Origin of the sequence: Paraburkholderia sp. Tr-20389, assembly GCF_017104565.1 — a bacterium.
In the GTDB taxonomy this organism is placed as follows: Bacteria; Pseudomonadota; Gammaproteobacteria; order Burkholderiales; family Burkholderiaceae; genus Paraburkholderia.
This window is the reverse complement of record NZ_JAAGPD010000009.1, coordinates 167233-192327: the sequence shown is the minus strand read 5'-3', so window position 1 is coordinate 192327 and position 25095 is coordinate 167233. Positions and strand designations below refer to the sequence as shown.

The 25095-nt window shown below is 63.0% G+C and carries 23 protein-coding genes; 18 read left to right on the top strand and 5 right to left on the bottom strand.

Going from position 1 to position 25095, the window contains the following annotated elements; genetic code table 11:
- Positions 1–56: 56 nt before the first annotated feature.
- The 4 genes from G3N95_RS13525 to G3N95_RS13510 form a co-directional block, all read right to left on the bottom strand.
- Positions 57–1022, bottom strand: a complete 966-nt coding sequence (locus G3N95_RS13525) for a substrate-binding domain-containing protein (protein ID WP_205970501.1) — start codon at positions 1020–1022, stop codon at positions 57–59.
- A 782-nt stretch (positions 1023–1804) separates the two neighbouring features.
- Positions 1805–2818 carry an ABC transporter permease gene (locus tag G3N95_RS13520; protein WP_205970500.1) on the bottom strand — a complete coding sequence of 338 codons (1014 nt, stop codon included), beginning with the start codon at positions 2816–2818 and terminating at the stop codon, positions 1805–1807.
- Positions 2799–4286: a sugar ABC transporter ATP-binding protein gene (locus tag G3N95_RS13515; RefSeq protein ID WP_205970499.1), complete on the bottom strand. Its 1488-nt coding sequence runs from the start codon at positions 4284–4286 to the stop codon at positions 2799–2801. The genes G3N95_RS13520 and G3N95_RS13515 overlap by 20 nt, the downstream gene beginning before the upstream one ends.
- A 12-nt stretch (positions 4287–4298) precedes the next feature.
- The gene (locus G3N95_RS13510; protein ID WP_241018498.1) at positions 4299–5285 is read right to left on the bottom strand and encodes a LacI family DNA-binding transcriptional regulator; all 987 of its coding nucleotides are present in this window, start codon (positions 5283–5285) and stop codon (positions 4299–4301) included.
- A gap of 372 nt (positions 5286–5657) precedes the next feature.
- On the opposite strand from G3N95_RS13510, the gene G3N95_RS13505 reads away from it, so the two are divergent.
- From G3N95_RS13505 to G3N95_RS13420, 18 genes are all read left to right on the top strand, one after another.
- Positions 5658–6311, top strand: coding sequence for a protein-L-isoaspartate O-methyltransferase (locus G3N95_RS13505; RefSeq protein WP_205970498.1), 654 nt, complete (start codon positions 5658–5660; stop codon positions 6309–6311).
- Between the two features lie 31 nt (positions 6312–6342).
- A complete protein-coding gene (locus tag G3N95_RS13500) occupies positions 6343–6666 on the top strand; it encodes a rhodanese-like domain-containing protein (protein WP_205970497.1) in 324 nt (107 codons plus the stop codon).
- Between the two features lie 201 nt (positions 6667–6867).
- The gene (locus tag G3N95_RS13495) at positions 6868–7323 is read left to right on the top strand and encodes a DUF2844 domain-containing protein (protein WP_205970496.1); all 456 of its coding nucleotides are present in this window, start codon (positions 6868–6870) and stop codon (positions 7321–7323) included.
- Positions 7320–8825: a DUF3443 domain-containing protein gene (locus tag G3N95_RS13490; RefSeq protein WP_205970494.1), complete on the top strand. Its 1506-nt coding sequence runs from the start codon at positions 7320–7322 to the stop codon at positions 8823–8825. The genes G3N95_RS13495 and G3N95_RS13490 overlap by 4 nt, the downstream gene beginning before the upstream one ends.
- A gap of 452 nt (positions 8826–9277) precedes the next feature.
- Positions 9278–10579 (top strand): urea ABC transporter substrate-binding protein, encoded by a 1302-nt coding sequence (urtA, locus tag G3N95_RS13485; protein ID WP_205970493.1) that lies wholly within the window; start codon positions 9278–9280, stop codon positions 10577–10579.
- Positions 10580–10692: 113 nt separating this feature from the next.
- Positions 10693–12312, top strand: a complete 1620-nt coding sequence (urtB, locus tag G3N95_RS13480) for an urea ABC transporter permease subunit UrtB (RefSeq protein WP_205970492.1) — start codon at positions 10693–10695, stop codon at positions 12310–12312.
- A gap of 1 nt (position 12313) precedes the next feature.
- Positions 12314–13510, top strand: coding sequence for an urea ABC transporter permease subunit UrtC (gene urtC, locus G3N95_RS13475; RefSeq protein WP_205970491.1), 1197 nt, complete (start codon positions 12314–12316; stop codon positions 13508–13510).
- Positions 13507–14370 carry an urea ABC transporter ATP-binding protein UrtD gene (gene urtD, locus G3N95_RS13470; RefSeq protein ID WP_205970490.1) on the top strand — a complete coding sequence of 288 codons (864 nt, stop codon included), beginning with the start codon at positions 13507–13509 and terminating at the stop codon, positions 14368–14370. Before urtC ends, urtD begins: the two co-directional genes overlap by 4 nt.
- 814 nt (positions 14371–15184) lie before the next feature.
- Positions 15185–15877 carry an urea ABC transporter ATP-binding subunit UrtE gene (urtE, locus tag G3N95_RS13465; RefSeq protein WP_205970489.1) on the top strand — a complete coding sequence of 231 codons (693 nt, stop codon included), beginning with the start codon at positions 15185–15187 and terminating at the stop codon, positions 15875–15877.
- Between the two features lie 36 nt (positions 15878–15913).
- Positions 15914–16795: an urease accessory protein UreD gene (locus tag G3N95_RS13460; RefSeq protein WP_205970488.1), complete on the top strand. Its 882-nt coding sequence runs from the start codon at positions 15914–15916 to the stop codon at positions 16793–16795.
- Positions 16796–16989: 194 nt separating this feature from the next.
- On the top strand, positions 16990–17790 hold the full coding sequence (locus tag G3N95_RS13455) for a transporter substrate-binding domain-containing protein (protein ID WP_205970487.1): 801 nt from the start codon (positions 16990–16992) through the stop codon (positions 17788–17790).
- A gap of 118 nt (positions 17791–17908) precedes the next feature.
- Positions 17909–18211: an urease subunit gamma gene (gene ureA / locus G3N95_RS13450; RefSeq protein WP_205970485.1), complete on the top strand. Its 303-nt coding sequence runs from the start codon at positions 17909–17911 to the stop codon at positions 18209–18211.
- Positions 18212–18221: 10 nt separating this feature from the next.
- Positions 18222–18527 carry an urease subunit beta gene (locus G3N95_RS13445; protein ID WP_205970483.1) on the top strand — a complete coding sequence of 102 codons (306 nt, stop codon included), beginning with the start codon at positions 18222–18224 and terminating at the stop codon, positions 18525–18527.
- 64 nt (positions 18528–18591) lie between these two features.
- Complete coding sequence (gene ureC / locus G3N95_RS13440) at positions 18592–20298, top strand: urease subunit alpha (RefSeq protein WP_205970482.1); 1707 nt, start codon at positions 18592–18594, stop codon at positions 20296–20298.
- A 1-nt stretch (position 20299) separates the two neighbouring features.
- Positions 20300–20932, top strand: coding sequence for an urease accessory protein UreE (gene ureE / locus G3N95_RS13435; protein ID WP_205970481.1), 633 nt, complete (start codon positions 20300–20302; stop codon positions 20930–20932).
- Entirely contained in the window at positions 20919–21599 is a 681-nt protein-coding gene (locus G3N95_RS13430; protein ID WP_205970584.1) for an urease accessory UreF family protein, read from the top strand. The genes ureE and G3N95_RS13430 overlap by 14 nt, the downstream gene beginning before the upstream one ends.
- A 26-nt stretch (positions 21600–21625) precedes the next feature.
- Entirely contained in the window at positions 21626–22267 is a 642-nt protein-coding gene (gene ureG, locus G3N95_RS13425) for an urease accessory protein UreG (protein WP_205970480.1), read from the top strand.
- Positions 22268–23608: 1341 nt separating this feature from the next.
- Entirely contained in the window at positions 23609–23755 is a 147-nt protein-coding gene (locus G3N95_RS13420) for a hypothetical protein (RefSeq protein WP_205970479.1), read from the top strand.
- Here G3N95_RS13420 and waaA read toward each other — a convergent pair.
- On the bottom strand, positions 23736–25037 hold the full coding sequence (waaA, locus tag G3N95_RS13415) for a lipid IV(A) 3-deoxy-D-manno-octulosonic acid transferase (protein WP_205970478.1): 1302 nt from the start codon (positions 25035–25037) through the stop codon (positions 23736–23738). The genes G3N95_RS13420 and waaA overlap by 20 nt on opposite strands.
- Between the last annotated feature and the right edge of the window lie 58 nt (positions 25038–25095).

Sequence of the window (25095 nt, the reverse complement as noted above, 5' to 3'; positions counted from 1 at the left end):
ATGAATGGGAAAGCGTTGCGCTTCGCGCGTATTGCCGCGAAGCGCAGCGTGTGCGATCAGAACGGCGAATCCGGGAAGTAGAAGTCCTTCGCGTTTTCCTTCGTGATCAGCACGGAGGGAATGATCGTCGTCGGCGGCAGCTTGTCGCCTTTGAGGCGTGCTTCGGCCGTCAGCTTGATCGCGTCGTAGATGAATTTCGGCGAGTACGACACATCGGCCTTGATGAGCGGCGCACCGTCCATCACGTTCTTGACCATGCCTTTCGAACCCGCGCCGCCAAACACGATCTTGATGTCGCTGCGTTTGGCCTGATCGATCGCCTTCATGACGCCGACGGCCATATCGTCGTCGGCGGCCCAGACGGCGTCGATGTGCTTGAAGCGCGTCAGGTAGTCCTGCATCACCTTGAAGGCGTCGTCGCGATTCCAGTTCGCGTATTTCGCGTCGAGGATCTTGATGTTTGGATAGTTTTTTAGCACGCCTGTGAAGGCAGTCCAGCGTTCGTTGTCGAGCGTGGTCGGAATGCCGCGCAGCGCGACGATGTCACCTTTGCCGTCGAGTGCTTTCGCGAGATATTCGGCGGGAATCTTGCCGAACGCGGTGTTGTCGCCGGCTACGTACGCGTCTTGTGCGCTGGTGTCGGTGAGGCCGCGGTCGACTACCGTCACGTAGACGCCTTTCTTCTTCACTTGCGCGACGGGTTGCGTGAGGGACGCCGATTCATACGGGAAGATCACGAGCGCATTGATCTTGTTGACGGTCACGAGGTCTTGCAGTTGGTTCGCCTGTTCCGGCGCGTTGGCTGCTGTCTTGACGATGACTTTCAGGTCGGGGTGGGCTTTTTCCAGATCGGCTTTTGCCTTGTTCGCCCACCACACGATGCCGCCTGTGAAGCCGTGATCGGCGGTGGGGATGGCGACGCCGAGGGTTACTTTTTCGTCGGCGCGTGCCGCTGTAATTGCGATGGTTGAGACGCTTAGCGCCAGCATGCCGGCGCCAACTGCACGAATGATCTTGTTCATGGTTCTTGTCTCCTGTTTTTCGTCAATGGGTTGCCGAACTGCTGTTTTTTGCCTGCTTTGCACTTTCGCTGGCATCCGCGAACTGCCTTCGTACTTCATGCGTTGCCCCTGTGCGGGGCGGCACCTACTTTTCTTTGCAGCGGCAAAGAAAAGTAGGCAAAAGAAAGCCGCTCACACCGCTCATTCTTCTTCCTGCCTGCGGGCCCCCAACCGGTCCCGCACTCCAGACGGCAACACGCTATTTCACGCCCGTTGCCAGCGCCCCTGGATTCGCCTCACCCACTTCACACTCCCGCGTCACAGCCCGCGTTACCAGACTTCCGCCGCCGCCCAGGTGGCAAACTGTGTGTAGTCTTTCGCGCCGCGAAGCATTGCGTTCTTGCCAAAAAACATCCCGTGCCCAGACATCAACGGTATGACAACCTGCACGCTGCAAAGCGGCGTCGAACTTCCGCCACCGCCAGCCGCCGCACGAGAACATGAAGCGGGCGAGGCAATTGCTCATGCATTAGCAACTGAGCCAGGCGAGCAAGTTGCCGTATGCGCCACGGGGACGATGAGGTCCCGTGGGTAATAACAAGCACTGGCGGTGTGAGCGGCTTTCTTTTGCCTACTTTTCTTTGCCGCTGCAAAGAAAAGTAGGTGCCGCCCCGCACAGGGGCAACGCATGAAGCACGAAGGCAAAACGCGGATGCCAGCGACAGACAACACAGCGCGGATGCCAGCAAAAACCAAAACCCCAAAAAAGCCAGAACCGCGACTACGTCGCAGACAAAAAGCGCCTAGCGGCGCCCCCGCTGCAAGAAAGCGACAACAATGATCACAACACCCTGCACAGCCGCATTCAAATAAACACTAATGATGCTAGTGAGATTAAGAATATTAGCGATCACCGAGAGCAAGACCGCACCGATAACAGTACCGACAACCCGCCCTTCACCGCCCTTAAGCGCGGTGCCACCGACTACAACAGAGGCAATCGCTTCAAGCTCCCAAAGCAAGCCCGTAGTAGGTGTCGCCGACCCAAGCCTCGGCACATACAACACGGTGGCCACACCAACACAAATCCCGAGCAAAACATAAGTTACGATCTTCACGGTATCGACGCGAATCGCGGCATACCTTGCAACCTGCTCATTCGAGCCGATCGCCTGCACGTGACGCCCAAACGCAGTGCGATTCAAGATCAACGCGCCGCCCGCCGCAACGACGAGAAAAACCCATATAGGCACCGGCACGCCGAACAGACTCGCGTAATAAACAGGCCCATAGAGATCGGAGAGATTGTTATCGAGCGTCAACGCACCACCGTCGGCAAGCCATGTCAGCACAGCACGAAAAATCCCCAACGTGCCGAGCGTGACGATGAACGGCTCGATGCGCCCCTTTGTAATCAGCAAACCATGCGCACAACCAAACACACCGCCCAGCACGAAGGCACTGGCAATACCGATCAAAACGATCGTCAAAGGCGCAAATGCATGCCCGCCAGGCGACGCAGCGAGTGCATTCATCAACCAGATCATGCTGCCCGCAATCAGCGCAGCCATCGACCCAACCGACAAATCGATGCCACCCGAAATAATCACGAACGTCATGCCGACAGCAATGATCCCGATGAACGACGTGCGCGTCAGCACGTTCATCATGTTGTCGACAGTGGCGAAGTCGCGATTGAGCAGCGTGCCCGCGATGCACAGCACGATCAGGCCCGCGAGCGGCCCCAGCCCGTGCAGACGATGCGCAAGCCGCATCGCGCGCCCCGCCGGCGCGGCGTCAGTGTGTGCCCGTTGCATGAGCGATCAACTCCTCTTCGGTCAGATGGCCGAGACCGAGCGTCGCCTGCAGGCGGCCCGCGCGCATCACCGCGACGCGATGGCATAGCCCGATCAGCTCGATCAGTTCGGATGAGATGACGACCACGGCACGCCCTTCGGCAGCGAGCCGGTGAATCAGAAAATAGATGTCGCGCTTCGCGCCGATATCGACGCCGCGCGTCGGCTCGTCGAGCACGATCACGTTCGGGTCCGGCTGCAGGAACTTGGCAAGCGCGAGCTTCTGCTGGTTGCCGCCCGACAGCATGCGCGCGCGGCTGCCCAGATCGCCCGTGCGAATGCCGAACTCGCGCACGGCGCGCGTCAATGCCTCGCGTCCCGCTTTCATGTCCAGCAGAGGATGTGCGTAGCGATCGAGCGTCATCAGCGTGAGGTTGTCCTGCAAACTCAGGTTCACATGCAAACCCTTACCCTTGCGGTCTTCGCTCAGATACGTGAGACCACGCCGCATCGCATCGCGCGGGCTATGCAGATCGGCCTTGCGTCCGGCGATCTCGATCGTGCCCGCCGTGCGCTTGCGCAAACCGATGATCGCCTCGAACGCTTCCGTGCGCCCGGCGCCGACCAGCCCCGCGAAGCCGAACACCTCGCCCGCGCGCACCTCGAAACTCAGGTCGTCGACCCACTCGGGCACGCTCAGATTGCGCACTCGTAACGCAATGGGCGCGTCGTCCGCGGGCGGCGTTTTGTCGGGGAACATGTCGGACAGTTCGCGCCCGACCATCAGGTTCGCCATCTGCTGCCGTGCGAGCGAGGCCGTCTCGCTGCGCGCGACGAAGCGGCCGTCGCGCATCACGATCACTTCGTCGGTGATGTGCTCGACTTCATCGAGCTTGTGCGAGATGTAGACGATCGTCACGCCGTCGGACTTGAGCTTGCTCATCAGCGCGAAGAGACGCTCGGTTTCGGACGGCGTGAGCGTCGCCGTCGGCTCGTCCATGATCAACAGCCGCGCACGCCGCGACAGCGCCTTCGCGATCTCGACCATCTGTTTTTCCGCGACGATCAGATCGCGGACCTTCGTGTCGGGATGCTTGTGCAGCCCGACCTGTTCCAGATATCGCTTCGCCTCGCTACGCATCGCCGTGTCGTCGACGAATAAGCCCTTGCGCTTCTCGTGGCCGAGATACATGTTCTGCGCGATCGTCAGATGCTCGGCGAGGTTGAACTCCTGGTGAATCAGCACGATGCCCGCGGCTTCCGCTTCGCGCGACCCATCGAACCGCTGCGCGTGGCCGTCGATCAGCACCGTGCCTTCCGTCGCCGTTTCGTAGCCCGCGAGAATCTTCATCAGCGTCGACTTGCCCGCGCCGTTCTCGCCGAGCAAACCGTAGATGCGCCCAGGCGCGAGATCGAAGCTCACGCCGTGCAGCACGCGCACCGGCCCGAAGTCTTTGCGGATATCGTCGAAGCGGACGGCGAGGCTCATCGCGGCTTCCTCTCAAGCGCTCTGTCTGACGACGAGCCGGTGCTGCAGCAGCACGCCCGGCACGTTTTCATTCGGATTCGCCAGCCGCTGCAACAGCAGACGCGCGGCCGTTTCGCCAAGCTCGCGCATCGGCTGCGCGATCGTCGTGAGCGGCGGATCGATCTGCGCGGCCAGCGAAATGTCGTCGAACCCGACCACGGCCACGTCGTCCGGCACACGCTTGCGGACGCGGCGCAAGCCGCTCATCACGCCGATGGCAAGCGTGTCGGACACCGCGAACACCGCTGTCGGCGCGTCGGCGTATGTCATCAGCAGCGCGGCCGCCGACGCGCCCGCCTCGTAGTCGAGGCTGTTCACGTTGATGCGCCAGCGCTCGTCGGGCGCAATGCCGGCGTCGCGCAACGCATCCAGATAGCCTTGCTGACGCTGCTGCGCGTAGAGATAGTGATCGTCGGAATTGATCAGCGCGATGCGCCGGTGACCGCGCACGAGCAGATGGCGCACGGCGTCGCCCGCTGCACGGTAGTTGTCGATGCCGACATACGGCACGCCCACCGACGAATCGAATTCGCAGCACGCGACCCACGGCAGCGCGTTCGACTCCTCAGCGAGTGCCTGCTGCACGGTGGCGGGATCGAGGCAGATCGCGCCGTCCGCGCGACGGCGGCGCAGCAGGTCGAAATAGCTGCGCTCGCGGCCCGGATCGGCACCCGTGTCGCACAACAGCATGAAGTAACCGTGCTGGCGCGCGATGAAATCGATGCCGCGTATCACCTCCGCGTAAAACGGGTTGCCGACGTCGGGCACCATCGTCAGCAACAGGCGGCTTTCGGCCGTACGCAGGTTGCGCGCGAGTTCGTTCACGCGGTAACCGCTCGTCGCGACGGCGGCCAACACCTTGTCGCGCGTTTCCGGGCGCACGTTGGAATGTCCGTTCAGCACGCGCGACACGGTGGCCACCGACACCCCCGCCTGTTCCGCGACGCCCGCAATCGACAGCCCTTCCCCGCCAGCGCGTGCGCCGGGCTCGGCGGCATAGGACGGCTGTGCGTGCGGGTCATGCTGTGACACGCGCTGAGACCCGCGCTGGGACGGTTTGTCCACCGGGTTTCGCTCCGGAAATGTAATCGATTACATTCTTGGTCGACACGGCGGCGAATCGCAAGCCCTATTGCCTAGGGACTTTCACCGAGGCTCGCTGCGCTCGGCCCGAGCGGCTGCCTGCAGACGATGTGCCCGCGAGCGGACGGCGGGGCCGCGTGGTTTGGTACAATTTCGCAGTTAACGAACAACGGGAACAACGGCAAAAGTGGTCCCTCGATCCACCCGCTTGCCCACTTCCCGCGTCCCAACCACACCGCCGAATTGATCATGAACATCGAACAAGCGCGTTTCAACATGATTGAACAGCAAATCCGTCCGTGGGAAGTGCTCGACCAGGACGTGCTGAATCTGCTGTCGATCGTCAAGCGTGAGAATTTCGTGCCCGCCGCATACCGCGAGCTGGCGTTCGTCGATTTCGAAGTTCCGCTGCCCGCCGGACAGCACATGCTCGCGCCGCGCGTCGAGGCACGCGTGCTGCAGGAACTGGCGGTGAAGAAGCACGAGTCGGTGCTGGAAATCGGCGCGGGCTCGGGCTACATGGCAGCCCTCCTCGCGCACCGTGCCCAGCATGTGCTGACGGTGGATATCGAGCCGGAACTGGCCGAACTCGCGAAGGCGAATCTCGCCGCGAACGGCGTGCTGAACGCCGAAGTCGCCACGGGCGACGGCGCACGCGGCTGGGCGGCAGCCGCACCGTACGACATCATCTGCGTGTCGGGCGGCCTGCCCGTGCTGCCGCAGGAAATCCTCGAGCATCTGAAGGTCGGCGGCCGTCTTGCCGCGTTCGTCGGCACCGCGCCCGTGATGAAGGCGCAGATCATCACGCGCGTCGACGAGAAGCAGTTCCGCATCGCCGACGTGTTCGAAACCTATGTCGAACCGCTGCAGAACGCCGTGCACGCACCGCGCTTCAAGTTCTGAGCACTACCCTGATTAAACCGCGAGGCTGACGATGCAAAACCTGACCGCTCCCGCTCTTGCCGAATGGCTCGCCGACAAGTCGCGCCCGACGCCCGTGCTGCTCGACGTGCGCGAACCGTGGGAAATCGAAACAGCGAAGATCGCCGGCAGCGTGTCGATTCCGATGCGCGACATTCCCGCGCGAAGCGAAGAACTCGATGACGACGTGCAGATCGTCTGCATCTGCCATCACGGCGCACGCAGCGCGCAGGTCGCGATGTTCCTCGAATCGCGCGGCCACAAGGACGTGTTCAATCTGTACGGCGGCATCGACGCGTGGTCGCGTCAGGTGGATCCTTCCGTGCCGACTTATTGAGCGCTGCTGCGTTTCACCGCTTCATATCGGGCGCCGGCTTCATGCCGGCGCTTTTCATTTGTACCTTCGGTTGCGAGGCGACTGTCCCGCGACACGACTTAAAAGTTTCGGAATTATCCCACACAAAAAACAGCCAATTATTACGCCATCCTAAAATTTCATCGATCAACATACGACGCTCCCTTTCAGGAGCATGACCGTATGAAATCGATCAGGGTCGTCGCGGCGGCGGCGATGTTATTGCCCGTCGTTTGCCACGCGACGCTTGGCGCTGCGCCGTCGTCATCGGCAGGCGTCCGCGCCACGTCCACTACTTCGCGGGCCGCGTTGACCGCGCCAGCTTCCTCCGCGCCTTACACCGTTCACGAAACACGAACCGCCGACGGCGTCACGGTCCGCGAATATGCATCGGCGGCGAATGTCGTGTTCGCGGTGACCTGGCAAGGGCCCACCCGGCCCGACATGCAGGCGCTGCTCGGCAGCTATTTTCCCAACCTGGTCGCTGCCGGACAACGCGCCTCGCGCGGCACGGGCCCACTGATCGCGCGCGACGGCGATTTGCAGATCGAGTCCGTCGGGAACCAGGGTGCCTTCGCCGGCCGGGCTTACGTGCTGCGGCTCGTGCCCGCCAACGTCAACGTGGATGCGCTGCAATGAAAACATTCTTCTCGTGTCGCGCTTCGGGTCGGCCGCTCGTCGTCGCGTTACTCGCGGCAAGCGTTGCGTTGACGGCATGTGGCGGCGGTGGCGGCGACGACAGCCCGAATGCGCCCGTCAACGATGTGGCGCCCAACAAGCCGGCAGGTTCGGCGATCGCACCGGTGGTGGCGAGTGCAGTGCCGGCAGCGAGTGCGCCTGCCGCAGCGAGTCCGTCTCCTGCAGCCAGTGCGCCTGCGGTTGCGAGTTCGCCGATCGCCGCGAGCACACCTTCTGCCGCCACGCCCGCAAGCGGGACGAGCACAACAGGCGGCACACAGACGGCAAACAACGGCAGCAGCACGACCGGCAACACCAAAGCGAACGATCCGCCACCGTCTCCTCCCGTCGTCGTCAACACCGTGCCCATCACGGTCGACAACACGCTCGACTCCACGATCGTCAATACACCCTACGTCAGCGTGAAGATCTGTGTGCCGGGCGCCCAAGGCGCGACGCAATGCGCGACCGTCGATCACATGCTGCTCGACACGGGCTCGGCTGGCGTACGCGTGACATCGGCCGCCCTCGGCGCGGCGTTCGCCGCCAGATTGCCCGCGCAGACGGGTGCCGGTAACGATACGACGGGCAAGGCAGCGCTCGCCCAGTGCGCGATCTTCGCGTCCGGTTACACGTGGGGGCCGATAAAGCGCGCAGATGTGAAGATCGGCGGCGAGACGGCGAGCAATATTCCGATTCAGGTGATCGGCGACAGCGGATTCACGTGGATACCCAATGACTGCACCGCACGTGGTGCGTCCAGCATGAATGATGTCGCGAAATTGGGCGCGAACGGGATCGTCGGCATAGGCCATCTGGCGCACGACTTCCCGGAGGCGGCACAAACGGCGCTCGCGGCCACGTACTACTACTGCCCGACGCCCTGGTCGTGCACCGCCGCGACTGTGCCGCTCGACAAACAGACGGCCAACCCCGTCGCCGCGTTCGCGACCGACAACAACGGCACGGTCATCCGCTTGCCCGCGCTGCCTGCAACAGGCCAGGCGAGCGTCACAGGGGAACTGCTGTTCGGCATCGGCACACGCGACAACAACGCGCTGCCGGCCGGCGCCACGCGCCTCACCGTAACGGATCGCGGACTGTTCACGACGAGTTACAAGGGGCGCACGTTCTCGAGCATCATCGACAGCGGCTCGAATGGACTGTTTTTCTATGATTCGACGCTGCCCGCCATCTCCGGAGGCTGGTACGTGCCGACCATCACTCAGAATCTGAGCGCTTCGATGATGTCGAACACCGGCAATGCGCAATCGACCGTCCCGTTCGCGATCGCCGATTCGTCGAGCCTGTTCCCTCTGGGCTATGCGGCGCACGACAATCTCGGCGCACCGCTGAACAGCATGTTCATGTGGGGCTTGCCGTTCTTCTTCGGACGCAGCGTCTATACGGCGCTGAGCGGCGTATTGGCGGGCCCGCAAACAGGACCCTACGTGGCGTTCTGATCGACAGCGCATCAACTGATGCCCACACAACCAGCGGCGGATCGGCATACAAGCCATCCGCCGTTTTTTCATGCTCGCCGCGCTCCCTCAATCGACTTCCCTTGACGCTTCCGCGTCCGTGCACAACAGCGCGGCGGCGATGCACCGACGTCGCGCTCATCCATCCGCGGAATCGCGCCACACGCTCCGTTGCTGCGCGGCGCGCACCTGAACGAGGCGCGACCCTCAGCGCTGCACCGCTTTCGCGCCCAACGCGCATAACGGCACAGGCGGCCGCACCGCCAGCGAGCCGCACCACAGCAAGCACGGCGCCCTTTGAAGCGTTCGATGCAAAGTTGGCATATGCCTTGCAGTATCCGGCCCGGCAAGCGCTGCACACACATAACCAGACAAGGAATGGACACACGCTGTCCGTCCGCCGCTCAACACCATCCTATGGCAAGGGGAAGCACATGAAACGTCGCAGTCTGCTGAAGCTCGGCTCCATGTCGGGCGCGCTCGCGCTCGCGGGCAAGGTTCCTTTCGCGCATGCCGATACGGGCAGCGGCCCGATCAAGGTCGGCATCCTGCACTCCCTGTCGGGCACGATGGCGATTTCGGAGACCTCGCTGAAAGACACCGCGCTGATGACGATCGCCGAAATCAATGCGAGCGGCGGCGTGATGGGACGCAAGCTCGAGCCCGTCGTCGTCGATCCCGCGTCGAACTGGCCGCTGTTCGCCGAGAAAGCCCGCCAGTTGCTGACGCAGGACAAGGTCGCCTGCGTGTTCGGCTGCTGGACGTCCGTGTCGCGCAAGTCGGTGCTGCCCGTGTTCGAGGAACTGAACGGCCTGCTCTTCTATCCGGTGCAGTACGAAGGCGAAGAGATGTCGCGCAACGTGTTCTACACAGGTGCCGCGCCCAACCAGCAGGCGATTCCCGCCACCGAATACCTGATGAGCGCGGAAGGCGGCGGCGCCAAGCGCTTCTTCCTGCTCGGGACCGACTATGTGTATCCACGCACGACCAACAAGATTCTGCGCGCCTTCCTCAAGTCGAAAGGCGTGCAGGAGAGCGACATCCAGGAGGTCTACACGCCGTTCGGCCACAGCGACTATCAGACGATCGTCGCGAGCATCAAGACCTTTGCGCAGGGCGGCAAGACCTGCGTGATCTCGACGGTGAACGGCGACTCGAACGTGCCGTTCTACAAGGAACTCGGCAACCAGGGGCTGAAGGCGACCGACGTGCCCGTCGTCGCGTTCTCGGTGGGCGAGGAAGAACTGCGCGGCATCGACACGAAGCCGCTGGTCGGCAACCTCGCGGCATGGAACTACTTCATGTCGGTGAAGGGCCCGTCGAATACGAAGTTCAAGGAACAGTGGGCCGGATGGGTCAAGTCGCAGAATCTGCCCGGCGGCACGAAGCGCGTGACGAACGACCCGATGGAAGCGACGTACGTAGGCATCCACATGTGGAAGCAGGCTGTCGAAAAAGCGAAGAGCACCGACGTCGACAAGGTGCGCGTCGCGATGGTCGGCCAGAAGTTCGCCGCGCCGTCGGGCTTCACGCTGGAGATGGACGGCAACCACCATCTGCACAAGCCGGTGATGATCGGCGAAGTGCGCGCGGACGGCCAGTTCAACGTCGTGTGGAAGACCAAGACCGCCATTCGCGCGCAGCCGTGGAGCCCGTATATCGCGGGCAACCAGGGCAAGCCGGATGTCGTCACGTCGATTCCCGAGTTCCTGCGCCGGCGCTCGCGCGTGGCCTGATTCGATCTGATCTGACTCAACGGAACTGAGTTACTGCAACCGACGGTGCGCCATATGCGGGCGGCGCACCGCGCCGGCCTGCTGGTCTTGCTGATCCATTTCTCAAGCACATCATGGCGTATTCAATTTCCACGCTCGCGGCCCGCGTCGCGCTCATTGCGGCGCTGACCATCGCCCTGCCGGCGAGTGCCTACGCGTTGACGACCGACGAAGTCGCGCCGCTTGCCGGCGACGATTTCGATGCGAAGTCGGCCGCCATCGACAAGCTGATCGCGAATCACGATGCGCCCTCGCTTGCACTGCTGAAGGCGCTCTCCGAAGACAGCGCGCTCGCCACGGATAGCGGCGAGGTCCTGATACAGGACAACGACACCGCGCGCGACGCCGTGACGGGCAAGACCGTCGCCGCCGGCGACGCGCAGCCGGTCACACTGAACAACCTGTTGCGCTCGAAAGTCGCGGGCGCGCTGTCGGGCCTGCAACTCGACTCGCCCGACCCGGCCAAACGCGCCGCCGCCATTGCCGCGCTGCTGCAAAGCCCCGATCCTTCGATGAAGCCGCAGATCGACGCCGCGCGCGCGAAGGAAACCGACCCGGCGCTGAAGAAGCGCCTCGACACGCTCTGGGCGATGACGGCACTGCACGACAGCGATGCGGCGAAGCGCCTCGAAGCCGTGAAGCTCGTTGCCGCGCGGCACGATCTCGACATGTACGAACTGCTGCGCCCGCTCGTCGCGAAGAAACCCGACGGCACGTTCGTCGAAAGCGATGCGCAGGTGCGCGAGACGGCGCAGCAAGGCATCGATGCACTCGACTCGATTCAGCGCCGCAGCGAGATTGCGGGGACGCTGTTCGCGGGATTGTCGCTCGGCAGCGTGCTGCTGCTCGCGGCGCTCGGCCTGGCGATCACCTATGGTCTGATCGGCGTGATCAACATGGCGCACGGCGAGTTTCTGATGATCGGCGCGTATGCAACGTACGTGGTGCAGAACCTCGTACAGCGCTACGTGCCGGGCGCGTTCGACTGGTATCCGCTGCTCGCCGTGCCCGCGTCGTTCGCGGTGGCCGCACTCGTCGGCATCGTGCTCGAACGGCTCGTGCTGAAGCATCTGTATGGACGTCCGCTCGAAACGCTGCTCACCACCTTCGGTATCAGCCTGATCCTGATTCAGGCGACGCGCATGCTGTTCGGCGCGCAGAACGTGCAGGTCGTGAATCCGTCGTGGATGAGCGGCGGCGTCACGGTGATGCAGAACCTGATCCTGCCGTACAACCGGCTCGCGATTCTCGCGTTTTCGCTGATCGTCGTCGCGATTGCATGGGCCGTGCTGACGAAGACGCGCCTCGGGCTGTTCGTGCGCGCCGTCACGCAGAACCGCCGCATGGCCGCGTGCGTCGGCGTGAAGACGGCATACGTCGATTCCTATGCGTTCGCGTTCGGCGCGGGCATCGCGGGACTCGGCGGCTGCGCGCTGTCGCAGATCGGCAATGTCGGCCCGGACCTCGGACAGAGCTACATCATCGATTCGTTCATGGCCGTCGTGCTGGGCGGCGTCGGCCAGCTGGCGGGCACGGTGATCGGCGGCTTCGGGCTCGGACTCGTCAGCAAGGCCATCGAGCCGTTCTGGGGCGCCGTGCTCGCGAAGATCGCGGTGCTCTTGCTGATCGTCCTGTTTATCCAGAAGCGTCCGCAGGGCATGTTCGCCCTCAAGGGCCGCAGCGCGGAGGCGTGACATGACATCGGCGACTTCTCATGCTTCTCCGTCCGCAGCGGACAACGCACGCGGTATCGCGCCTACGGGCGAACGCGAACGACTCGAAGGTTTCGCGCTCGGCTTGCCGCCGCGCCCTGCACTGCTGTCCCGGCGCGCATGGCAATTCCTGATCGCGCTGATCATTGCCGTGGGACTCGGCGTGCCGTTCACGGCGCTGGTGCTGCCCGAGACGAGCGCGTTCCATCTGTCCGCGTATGCGATGACGCTGACGGGCAAGCTGATGTGCTACGCAATCGCCGCGCTAGCGCTCGATCTCGTGTGGGGCTACTGCGGCATCCTGAGCCTCGGGCACGGCCTGTTCTTTGCACTCGGCGGCTACGCGATCGGCATGTACCTGATGCGCGCGATCGGCCATGACGGCAAATACGGCAGCGACCTGCCCGACTTCATGGTGTTTCTCGACTGGCATCAGTTGCCGTGGTACTGGGAAGGCACGCAGCATCTCGCGTATGCGCTGTTGCTCGTCGTGCTGGTGCCTGCCGTGATTGCGTGGGTATTCGGCTTCTTCACGTTCCGTTCGCGGGTGAAGGGCGTGTATCTGTCGATCATCACGCAGGCGATGACCTTCGCCGCGATGCTGCTGTTCTATCGCAACGAAACGGGCTTCGGCGGCAACAACGGCTTCACCGATTTCAAGCGCATAGCGGGTTTCCCCATCACGCATCCGGGCACGCGCACCACGCTCTTTCTGATGACGTTCGGGGTGCTGGTGCTGGCGTTCATCGGCGCGCGTGCGATCGTGACGTCGAAGCTCGGGCGCGTCGTGACGGCTGTGCGCGACGGCGAGACGCGTCTGATGTTCCTCGGCTACAACCCGCTCGCGTACAAGCTGTTCGTGTGGACGGTATCGGCCGTGTTGTGCGGCATTGCGGGTGCGCTGTATGTGCCGCAGGTCGGCATCATCAATCCGGGCGAGATGTCGCCGGGCAACTCGATCGAGATGGCGATCTGGGTGGCGGTAGGCGGACGCGGCACGTTGATCGGACCGATCATCGGCGCGTTTGCGGTGAATGGCGCGAAGAGCTTTTTCACGGCTTATTTCGCGGAGTACTGGCTGTTCTTCCTGGGGCTGATTTTCGTGCTGGTGCCGTTGCTGTTGCCGAACGGGATCATGGGATTGCTCGAACTCGTCACACGCAAGAGGAACCGCCAATGAACGAAAACCCGATGGTTCCCGATCTCGCGTTACCTGAAGAACACGATGGACGCGCGCTCTCCGGCGTCGCGTCGATGGGGCGCGTCGTCACGCCTGGCGAGATCGACGTATCGCACGGTGCGATTCTGTATCTGGAAGACGTGACCGTTTCGTTCGATGGTTTTCGCGCGTTGAATGCGTTGTCGCTGTCGATCGATGTGGGCGAACTGCGTTGCATCATCGGCCCGAACGGTGCGGGCAAGACGACGATGATGGACGTGATTACCGGCAAGACCGCGCCCGATTCCGGCAAGGTGTTTCTCGGGCAGACGATCGACCTGACGCGCATGAACGAGCCGTCGATTGCCCGCGCGGGCATTGGCCGCAAGTTTCAGAAGCCGACGGTGTTCGAGCAGCATCCCGTGTGGGAAAACCTCGAACTCGCGATGAAGATGGACAAGGGGTGGATGGCTTCGCTGCGGGCGCGGCTGGATCGTTCGGCGCAGGCGCGGATCGAAGAGACGTTGTCGTTGATTCGCCTCGAGGGCGAGGCGTTGCGGCCTGCCGGCGAGTTATCGCACGGACAGAAACAGCGTCTCGAGATTGGGATGTTGCTGATGCAGCAACCTGCACTTTTGTTGCTCGATGAGCCTGCGGCCGGCATGACTGATGATGAGACTATGGAGTTGGCTGGGTTGTTGAATCACCTTCGCGGATCGTGTTCCATGATGGTCGTTGAGCATGATATGGAGTTTGTGGCTGCTCTGGCCGGTGAAACCGGCAAGGTGACTGTGATGGCCGAAGGTCGCGTTCTTGCTGAAGGCTCTCTCGATGAGGTTAAGCGGGATGAGAGCGTGATTGAGAGTTATCTTGGGCGTTAGGAGGCGGGTTGGGTTTTGGTTTGCTGGGGTTTTGGTTTGCTGGGGTTTTGGTTTGCTGGGGTTTTGGTTTGCTGGGGTTTTGGTTTGCTAGGGCGTTCGCTGGCATCCGCGGTTTTGCTTCTGGTTTGCTAGCGTTGCCCCTGTGCGGGGCGGCACTTACTTTCTTTGCCGCCGCAAAGAAAGTAAGCAAAGAAAGCGGGCTAACACCGCTAATGCTAGTCATTGCCTGCGGGCCCCCAACCGGTCCCGCACTCCACGCGGCAACGCGCTATTTTTTGCGCGTTGCCATCGTGCTAACTGCACGCATCACCCACTTCGCACTCCCGCGTCACGGACCGCGTTAGCAGAAATCGACCGCCGCCCAGGTGGCAAACTGTGTGTAGGTTGTCGAGATGGAAGTGCACCACTCCGGACTGAAAAGCGGATCGGTGTCGTAGAAGCGCCGATGGATGCGGTGCGACAACCTACACACAGTTTGCCACCTGGGCGGCGCTGACGAATCGCTGCCGCTGGCTGCCTGCGGGTGACTGGAGTGGGTGATGCGCCGGATCAAGGTGCTGGCAACGGGCGCAAAGCAACGTGTTGCCGTGTGGAGTGCGGGACCCGTTGGGGGCCCGCAGGCAAGCACAAGAGTTGGCGGTGTGAGCGGCTTTCTTTTGCCTACTTTTCTTTGCCGCTGCAAAGAAAAGTAGGTGCCGCCCCGCACAGGGGCAACGCATGAAGCGAGACAACATATCGCGAACGCCAGCGACAACAAAGAAAGACCAGCAAAAAAAAGGCCGCCTGCCGCAAGAAGGCAAAAAAAGGAACCGACATGCTTGAAGTAGAAAACCTGAACCAGTACTACGGCGGCAGCCACATATTAAGAAATGTGAAGCTAACCGTACCGGACGGAAAACTGACCGTGCTGCTAGGGCGAAATGGCGTCGGCAAGACGACGCTATTAAGAACCCTGATGGGCGTAGCCCCCATCAAAACCGGCGAAATCAGCTGGCGTGACACGCCGATAACAAAACTCGCTCCGCACGCCCGAGTCGCGCAGGGACTCGCTTATGTGCCACAAGGCCGGGACATCTTCCCGAGACTGACGATCGAAGAAAACCTGCTGGTGGGCGCAGCCAGCAAAAAAGCTCCGAAGAAAATCCCGGACAGAATCTACGAACTCTTCCCCGTCCTGAAGGACATGAAATCACGCCGCGGCGGCGACCTGTCCGGCGGTCAGCAGCAACAACTGGCCATCGGCCGCGCACTCATGAGCGAACCGCAATTGCTGATCCTCGATGAACCGACAGAAGGCATTCAACCGTCGATCATCCAGGACATCGGCAGAACCCTCAGGCAACTCGTTGAGGAAATGGGTCTCACCGTGTTGCTCGTCGAGCAGTACTACGACTTCGCCAAAGCCATCGCCGACCGCTACTGGGTGATGAGCCGCGGCGAGATCGTCGCAGGCGGCGAAGGCGTCAATATGGACGCCGACGGCGTGCGCCATCTGATCGCGGTGTGACGCCCGAGGAACGCCATCAACTGCTATCCTCGCCGCATGTCGCTACACGAACAGCACGCCACACTCGCCTCCATCGACGACCCCTCGCACGCCCAATGGCGCGCGCGGCTCGAACTCGGCTTCGCCCGGCACGGCGAACGCACGACCCTCGCGCACCGGCTGCACGAAGGGCCCCTGCGACTGCAACGGCCCCTCTATCCCGAGGGACCGTCGATCTGCCACGCCGTCATCGTGCATCCGCCCGGCGGCGTGGCAGGTGGCGACCGGCTCGATATCGACATTCGCCTCGGCGCCGACACGCATGCCGTGCTGACGACGCCCGGTGCAACCAAGTGGTACAAGTCCAATGGGCGCACGGCGCAACAGCGCATCGCGATTCGCGTCGGCGCGAACGCGAAGCTCGACTGGCTGCCCCAGAACAACATCGTCTTCGATCACGCGAACGCTGCGCTCGACTTCACGCTCTCACTCGACGAAGGCGCGACGGCGCTCGGCTGGGACGCAACCCAGCTCGGCCGGCAGGCGGCGGGCGAAACATGGTCGGCGGGTCAACTGCGCGCGGTCTCACGCATCGTCGGCGCCGATGGTCAGCCGTTGTGGTTCGAGCGCACGAAGCTCGCCGCCGGCGACCCGTTGCGCAACGCGCCGCAAGGCCTCGCGCACTTCCCTGCATTCGGCACGCTGTGGGCCGTCAGCCCTCGATGCGACGACGCGCTCGCCGAGTCGGTCACCGCGCAGTTGCCCTTCGACGATACGATCCGCGCCGCTGCATCGTGTGTCTGTCCCGGCGTGCTGATCGTGCGAGGCGTCGCGCGATCGATGGAAACGCTCCAGCATGCGTTGACCCAATGCTGGTTGCATCTGCGGCCAATCGTGCATCGTGTCGAGGCGACGCCGCTGCGTCTCTGGACGACCTGAGCGATCAACCTCGGCGCACCATCATCGGGCACGTCTGCGCGTCGACGTGGTGCAACAGCGCTGCGCGACAATCGGCCAAGCCTTTCACATAAAGCATGGCATAGCCTTTGCTGCTATTGGCGCCTCGCAGACGCATGCCTCGACATGCGTCTGCGAGATCCGCTAAAAATCACACGCCGAAGCCCATCGCCGACATGACCTGTACAACCGCCCATCTCCCGCGCCGCGCGTGGCTCGCCACGCTGCTGCTCGCACCACTCCTGCTCGCCGCGCCCTTCGCGCACGCCGACGCACTCGACAACATCGCGAAGGCAGGCGTCCTCAAGGTCGCCGTGCCCGAAGACTATCCGCCGTTCGGCTCGGTCGGTCCGGATCTGAAGCCGCAAGGCTACGACATCGATACGGCCGCGCTGCTCGCGAAGTCGATGAACGTGAAGCTCGAACTGGTACCCGTCAACAGCGCGAACCGGATTCCGTATCTGCAAACCAACAAGGTCGATCTTGTGATCTCGTCGCTCGGCAAGACAGCGGAGCGCGAGAAGGTCATCGACTTTTCGTCGGCCTATGCGCCCTACTATCAAGGCGTATTCGGTCCCGCAGACGTCAAGGTGAGCAGCCCCGCCGATCTGACGGGCAAGACCGTCGGCGCAACGCGCGGCGCGCTCGAAGAAATCGCGCTCACGCAGATGGCGCCCAATGCGACCATCAAACGCTTCGAAGACAACAACGCGACCATCGCCGCGTTCCTGTCGGGCCAGGTGCAACTGATCGCGGCAGGCAATATCGTCGCCGCGGCGATTCTCGCGAAGAACCCGCCGCGCCGTCCGGAACCGAAGTTCGTGATCAAGAACTCACCGTGCTTCGTGGGGCTCAACAAGAACGAGCCGCGTCTGCAGCAGAAGGTCGATGCCGCCATCGCGCAAGCGAAGCACGACGGCACGCTCAACGCGATGTCGAAGAAATGGTTCGGCACGGGACTGCCGGCCGATCTGTAAGCGGTGCGTCGGTAGAAGCTGGTATCGTGAGGCGGCGCTGCGTACGACGTGCGCCGCCCATGCATCCATAGAACGACTCACGCGCCCGCCTCCATGCGGGCGCCACACAACGAATGCGATGAAGCTCACTCCACGCGAAAGAGACAAACTCCTGATCTTCACGGCCGCGCTGCTCGCGGAACGGCGCCGCGCACGCGGACTCAAGCTCAACTATCCGGAAGCCGTCGCATTTATCACGGCGGCGCTGATGGAAGCCGCGCGCGACGGCAAGACGGTCGCCGAAGTCATGCACTACGGCACCACGCTGCTCACGCGCGACGACGTGATGGACGGCGTGCCCGAGATGATTCCCGATATCCAGGTCGAAGCCACCTTCCCCGACGGCACCAAGCTCGTGACCGTCCATCACCCCATTCCGTGACGAGGCGCGCATGATCCCAGGCGAACTGATTACCGACGACGGCGAACTCGAACTCAACGCAGGGCGCGCGACCGTTTCGGTCACAGTGTCGAACACGGGCGATCGTCCGGTGCAGGTCGGCTCGCACTACCACTTCTACGAAGTCAACGCGGCGCTGTCATTCGATCGCGAAACTGCGCGCGGCTTCCGCTTGAACATTGCGGCAGGCACTGCCGTGCGCTTCGAGCCGGGCCAGGAACGCACCGTCGAACTCGTCGCGCTGGCGGGCGATCGCGTCGTCTATGGCTTCAATGGCAAGGTGATGGGCAAGCTGTGATAGCTGCGCATTCGCGGGCCTGTTCGCGGGCACATTCGCGGACCTATTCAGGAACCTCTCAAACATGACATTACGCATTGGCCGCCGCGCGTACGCGGAAATGTTCGGCCCGACGACGGGCGACCGCGTGCGTCTCGCGGATACGGACCTGCTGATCGAAGTCGAGCGCGACTACACGATCTACGGCGAGGAAGTGAAGTTCGGCGGCGGCAAGGTGATTCGCGACGGCATGGGCCAGTCGCAGCGCGTTGCGGCCGACGTGGTCGATACCGTCGTGACGAACGCGCTGATTCTCGACCACTGGGGCATCGTCAAGGCCGACATCGGCATCAAGAACGGCCGCATCGCGGCGATCGGCAAGGCGGGCAATCCCGACATTCAACCCGGCGTGACGATCGCGATCGGCGCGGCAACGGAAGTGATCGCGGGCGAAGGGATGATCGTGACGGCAGGCGGTATCGACACGCACATTCACTTCATCAGCCCGCAGCAGATCGACGAAGCGCTCGCGAGCGGCGTAACGACGATGCTGGGCGGCGGCACGGGCCCCGCGACGGGCACCAATGCGACGACCTGCACGCCTGGGCCGTGGCATATGGAGCGCATGCTGCAGGCGGCCGACGGCTATCCGATGAATCTCGGCTTTCTCGGCAAGGGCAATGTGAGCCAGCCGCAGCCCGCGCTCGAACAGATCGCGGCGGGCGCGATCGGCCTGAAGCTGCACGAGGACTGGGGCACGACGCCCGCCGCGATCGACAACTGTCTCTCCGTTGCCGACGATACCGACACGCAGGTCGCGATCCACACCGATACCTTGAACGAAGCGGGCTTCGTCGAAGCGACGGTGGCCGCGTTCAAGGGCCGCACGATCCACACGTATCACACGGAAGGCGCGGGCGGCGGCCACGCGCCCGACATCATCAAGGTCTGCGGCGAAGCGAACGTGCTGCCGTCGTCGACGAATCCGACGCGCCCGTACACCGTCAACACGCTCGACGAACATCTCGACATGCTGATGGTCTGCCATCACCTCGACCCGTCGATTGCGGAAGACATCGCGTTCGCCGAATCGCGCATTCGCCGCGAGACGATCGCGGCCGAAGACATCCTTCACGATCTCGGCGCGCTGTCGATGATCTCGTCCGATTCGCAGGCGATGGGCCGGGTCGGCGAAGTGATCATCCGCACGTGGCAGACCGCGCACAAGATGAAGGTGCAGCGTGGCGCGCTGCCCGAGGACAATGCGCGCAACGACAACTTCCGCGCGAAGCGCTATGTCGCGAAGTACACGATCAATCCGGCGCTCACGCATGGCATCGCGCACGAAGTCGGTTCGATCGAGCCGGGCAAATGGGCCGATATCGTGTTCTGGGAACCGGCGTTCTTCGGCGTCAAGCCTGCGCTGATCCTGAAGGGCGGCATGATCGCGATGGCGCAGATGGGCGACCCGAATGCGTCGATTCCGACGCCGCAGCCCGTGCATTATCGCGAGATGTTCGGCACGCGCGGCGGCGCCCTGGGGCGCACCTCGCTGACCTTCGTTTCGCAGATGGCGCTCGATGCGAACATTGCCGGGCGCTACGGCCTGAGCAAGCGTATCGTTGCAGTGAAGAACTGCCGCAGCGTCTCGAAGGCGCACATGATCCACAACGCGTGGCAGCCGTCGATCAGCGTCGATCCCGAGACGTATCAGGTGATCGCCGATGGACAGTTGCTGACCTGCGAGCCGGCGAAAGTCCTGCCGATGGCGCAACGCTATTTCCTGTTCTGACATGCGAACGATCGACAAGCTGTTGGGCGCACATATCAAACTTGCGCCCGTCCTGATCAAACGCGCACCGACGCTCACGCTGGCGTTCGATGCGCGCTGCAAGAGCCGCCTCGCCGCCACGCTCGACAACGGCGAAGCAATCGCGCTGGTGCTGCCGCGCGGCACGGTGTTGCGCGACGGCGATGTGCTCGTCGCCGACGATGGCGGTCTGGTACGCGTGGTCGCGGCGCCTGAATCGGTGCTGTACGTGCGCGCGCCCGACGTGCTGACGCTGACGCGCGCTGCGTATCACCTCGGCAACCGGCACACGCCCGTCGAAGTCGGCGCGGATTATCTGAAGCTCGAATACGATCCTGTGCTCGCCGATATGCTCAAGCGGCTCGGCGCTTCCGTCGATCAGGTCGAGATGCCGTTCCAGCCCGAAACGGGCGCGTATGGCGGCGGCCATCGGCATGGTCACGACGAGACGTTTGCCGAAGACTATGCGCTCGCGCAGCAGGTGTATGGCGAGCATCATGGGCATACGCACTCGCACGATCATTCGCATGCTCACGCTCATGGTCACGATCATGGCGATTGCGGTTCGTCGTGTGGTCACGATCATGACCACGGCCATCGACATGCGCATCGCTGAACTGACTGCGCTGCTGCATCTCGCATCGCCGGCGCTGCCGATCGGTGCGTTCAGCTATTCGCAGGGGCTCGAAGCGGCCATCGAAGCGCAGTTCGTCACCGATGCCGAGACGGCTTGCGCGTGGATCAGAAGCGGTCTGTCGGATGTGCTTGCGCATGGCGAGCTGCCGTTTCTCGCGCATCAGATCGAACGTTGGCGCGCGCATGATCGGTCCGGGTTGGCTGAGGCGAACCGCGAGTTTCTCGCGAGCCGCGAATCGGCGGAATTGCGGCGCGAGACGGAACAGATGGGCTGGTCGTTGCGGCAGTTGTGCGCATCGCTCGAATGGGGCGACGATGGGCGGCGCGCGACGCTCGCATCGATGACGCCGATCGGGCAGCCGACGGCCTTCGCGTTCGCCGCATTCGCGCACGACGCCGCCACCGATGCCGCCCTCGCCGCTTATGCATTCAGCTGGGTCGAGAACCAGGCGGCGGCTGCGTTGAAGGCTGTGCCGCTCGGACAGCTTGCCGGACAGCGCATCATCGTCGCGCTGCGCGAGCCGATCGATGCTGCCGTCAAGCAGGCGCTCGCCACGTCGCCCGACGATATCAATACCTTCGCGCCGCAACTCGGCATTCTGTCGGCGCGTCACGAGTCGCAGTATTCGCGGCTTTTCCGCTCATAGCCTTTTGCTTTTCTTTCCATCGAATCATGAACGCACCTCATACGATGCATCGCACGAAGAAACTGCCGCCGCTGCGTGTGGGCGTCGGCGGGCCTGTCGGCTCCGGCAAGACGACGCTGCTTGAAATGCTGTGCAAGGCGATGCGCGACAAGTACGACCTCGTCGCGATCACCAACGACATCTACACGAAGGAAGACCAGCGCCTGCTGACGGTGGCGGGCGCGCTGCCCGCCGAGCGCATCATGGGTGTCGAGACGGGCGGCTGTCCGCATACGGCGATCCGCGAGGATGCTTCCATCAACCTGGAAGCGGTGGACCGGATGCTTGGGCGCTTTCCTGATGCCGACATCGTGTTTATTGAATCGGGTGGCGATAATCTTGCCGCGACGTTCAGTCCTGAGTTGTCCGATCTGACGATTTATGTGATCGATGTCGCTGGCGGCGAGAAGATTCCGCGCAAGGGCGGGCCTGGTATTACGAAGTCCGATCTGCTCGTCATCAACAAGACGGATCTGGCGCCTATGGTCGGCGCGAATCTCGACGTGATGGCGTCTGATGCCGCGAAGATGCGCGGCGCGCGGCCTTTTGTCATGTGTAATCTCAAGGCGCTTGAAGGGCTGGCCGATGTGATTTCGTTTATTGAACGCAAGGGGTTGCTGGTGGTGTGAGGTTTTTTTTGTCTGCGACGCAGTCGCTGTTTGGTTTTTTGATGTCTGCGACGCAGTCGCTGTTTGGTTTTTTGATGTCTGCGACGTAGTCGGCATTCTGGCTTTTCTTTGGGGTTTTTTTGCTGGCATCCGCGATTTGCCTTCGTAGTTCATGCGTTGCCCCTGTGCGGGGCGGCACTCACTTTCTTTGCCGCCGCAAAGAAAGTAAGCAAAGAAAGCGGGCTCACACCGCCAATCCTTGTTTTTGCCTGCGGGCCCCCACCAGTTCTTACGCTCCACGCGGCAACGTGCTCGTTCGCGCCCGTTGCCAGTGTGCTCACTCACGCATCACCCGCTTCGCACTCCCGCGTCACGGCCTGCGTTACCAGAGTTCGACTGCCGCCCAGGTGGCAAACTGTGTGCAGGCCGTCGCAACGGAAGTGCACCACTCCGGACTGAAAAGCGGGATCGGTGTCGTAGGATCGCCAACGCATACGGCGCGACAACCTACACACAGTTTGCCACCTGGGCGGCGCGGACGATTCGCTGCCGCTGGCTGACTGCGGGTAATTGGAGTGGGTGCTGCGCCGGTTCGGTGCGTTGGCAACGGGCGGAAAACAACGTGTTGCTGCGAGAAGGACGGGGACGATGGGGCTCCTGGGCAATCACACGGGCTGGCGGTGTGAGCGGCTTTCTTTTGCCTACTTTTCTTTGCCGCGGCAAAGAAAAGTAGGTGCCGCCCCGCACAGGGGCAACGCATGAACTACGAAGGCAAAGCGCGGATGCCAGCGAAAGCGAGACCACGGGACGGAAACTAAAAGGCGAAGCCCGCGCCGAGAAGGCAAAGCACCGCCAGCTCTTGTGCTTGCCTGCGGGCCCCCGACAGTTCTTACGCTCCACGCGGCATCGTGCTCGTTTGCGCCGGTTGCCAGCGTGCTAACTGCACGCATCACCCGCTTCACATTCCCGCATCACGGACCGCATTACCAGGAAGTCGACTGCCGCCTAGGTGGCAAACTGTGTGCAGGCCGTCGCAACGGAAGTGCACCACTCCGGACTGAAAAGCGGGATCGGTGTCGTAGAAGCGCCAACGCAAACGGCGCGACGACCTACACACAGTTTGCCACCTGGGCGGCGCTAACGGGTCGCTGCCGCTGGCTGCGCTACGGATGATTGGAGTGGGTGATGCGCCGGTTCAAGGCGCTGGCAACGGGTGCAAAACAATGCGTTGCCGCGCGGGGGACGGGGACGTTGAGAGCCCCTGGGCAATCACACGTGCTGGCGGTGTGAGCGGCTTTCTTTTGCCTACTTTTCTTTGCCGCTGCAAAGAAAAGTAGGTGCCGCCCCGCACAGGGGCAACGCATGTACTACCAACACGAAAACGCGGACGCCAGCGAAAGCGAGACCACAGAGCAGAAACTAAAAGGCGAAGCCCGCGCCGAGAAGGCAAGAATGGCGACTGCGTCGCAGACATCAAAAAAAGCACAACTCAACCAGGCAACAGCGTAGTGAGCACATCCACGGTGCGCGAAGTAGCACCCCTATGCCGAGCGGCGAAGGCAGAAGCCGCCCCCCCCATTGCAACACGTCGAGGCTTGTCCTCGAACAACTCCCGCAGGACGCGGGCCAGATCGACAGGATCTTTCACCTGCACACACGCGCCGGCAGCCACAGCATCGGCCGTGGCCTGCGTAAAATTGAACACGTGCGGCCCGATCAGCACGGGCACACCCACACCGCATGCCTCGATCAGATTCTGCCCGCCCAACGGCAGCAGACTGCCGCCGATAAACGCCACATCCGACGCAGCATAGTAAGCACCCAGCTCACCCATCGAATCGCCCAGCAGCACCTTCACATCGCGTGGCAACTCGGGCACGGCGCTTTCGTCCGCCGCCACCGCACCCGTCGGCGCCCAGGCCGAGCGCCGCACGCAACGTAAATCCTTCTTTTCGACCAGCGCCGCCACTTCATTGAAGCGCTGCGGATGACGCGGCACGACAACCAGCAGCGCATCGTCGACGCCAAGCGCAGCGAATGCCTGCAGCACCAGCTCCTCTTCGCCCTCGCGCGTGCTCGCCGCGACCCACACGGGACGCGTGCCGATCGCCGCGCGCCACGCATGGCCGCGCGCCGCGAGTTCGGGCGGCGTGTTCATGTCGAACTTGAGATTGCCGAGCACCGCTACGTTGCGCGCGCCGAGCGATGAAAGCCGCGAAGCATCCGATGGACTCTGCGCCAGCACGCGCGCAAAGCCGCCGAACACGCCGCGCGTCGCCGTGCCGAACTTCGCCGCGCGCCGGTACGAGCGCTCCGACATCCGCGCATTCGTCAGCACGAGCGGCACGTCCGCGCGCCGGCATTCGTCGATCAGCGTCGGCCACACTTCCGTTTCCATCACGAGACCGACGGACGGTCGCCATGCCTTCAGAAAACGCCGCACCGCCCGCGGCATGTCGTACGGCAGATAGCAGCGCAACACGCGGTCGCCAAAGATCTGCTCGCCCGTTGCGCGGCCGCTCGGCGTCATGTGCGTAAGCAGAATGCGCGCGTCGGGCCTCGCCTTGATGAGCGCTTCGACCAGCGGCTGCGCCGCCCGCGTCTCGCCCACCGACACCGCATGCACCCAGATCAGCGGCGTATCGTCCTCGGGCACGCGGCCGCGCCCGAAACCGAAGCGCTCGCCGATATGCTCGCGATAGCCGCGCTCCTTGCGCGAACGGATCAAAAGACGCAGCACCGCAAGCGGCGCGACCAGCCACCACAACGCGTTATAGACAGCCCTCAGCATCGGGCCTCCATGCACGACATGAAGCGCGTGATGACAGCGGACATGGACACGCCCGCAG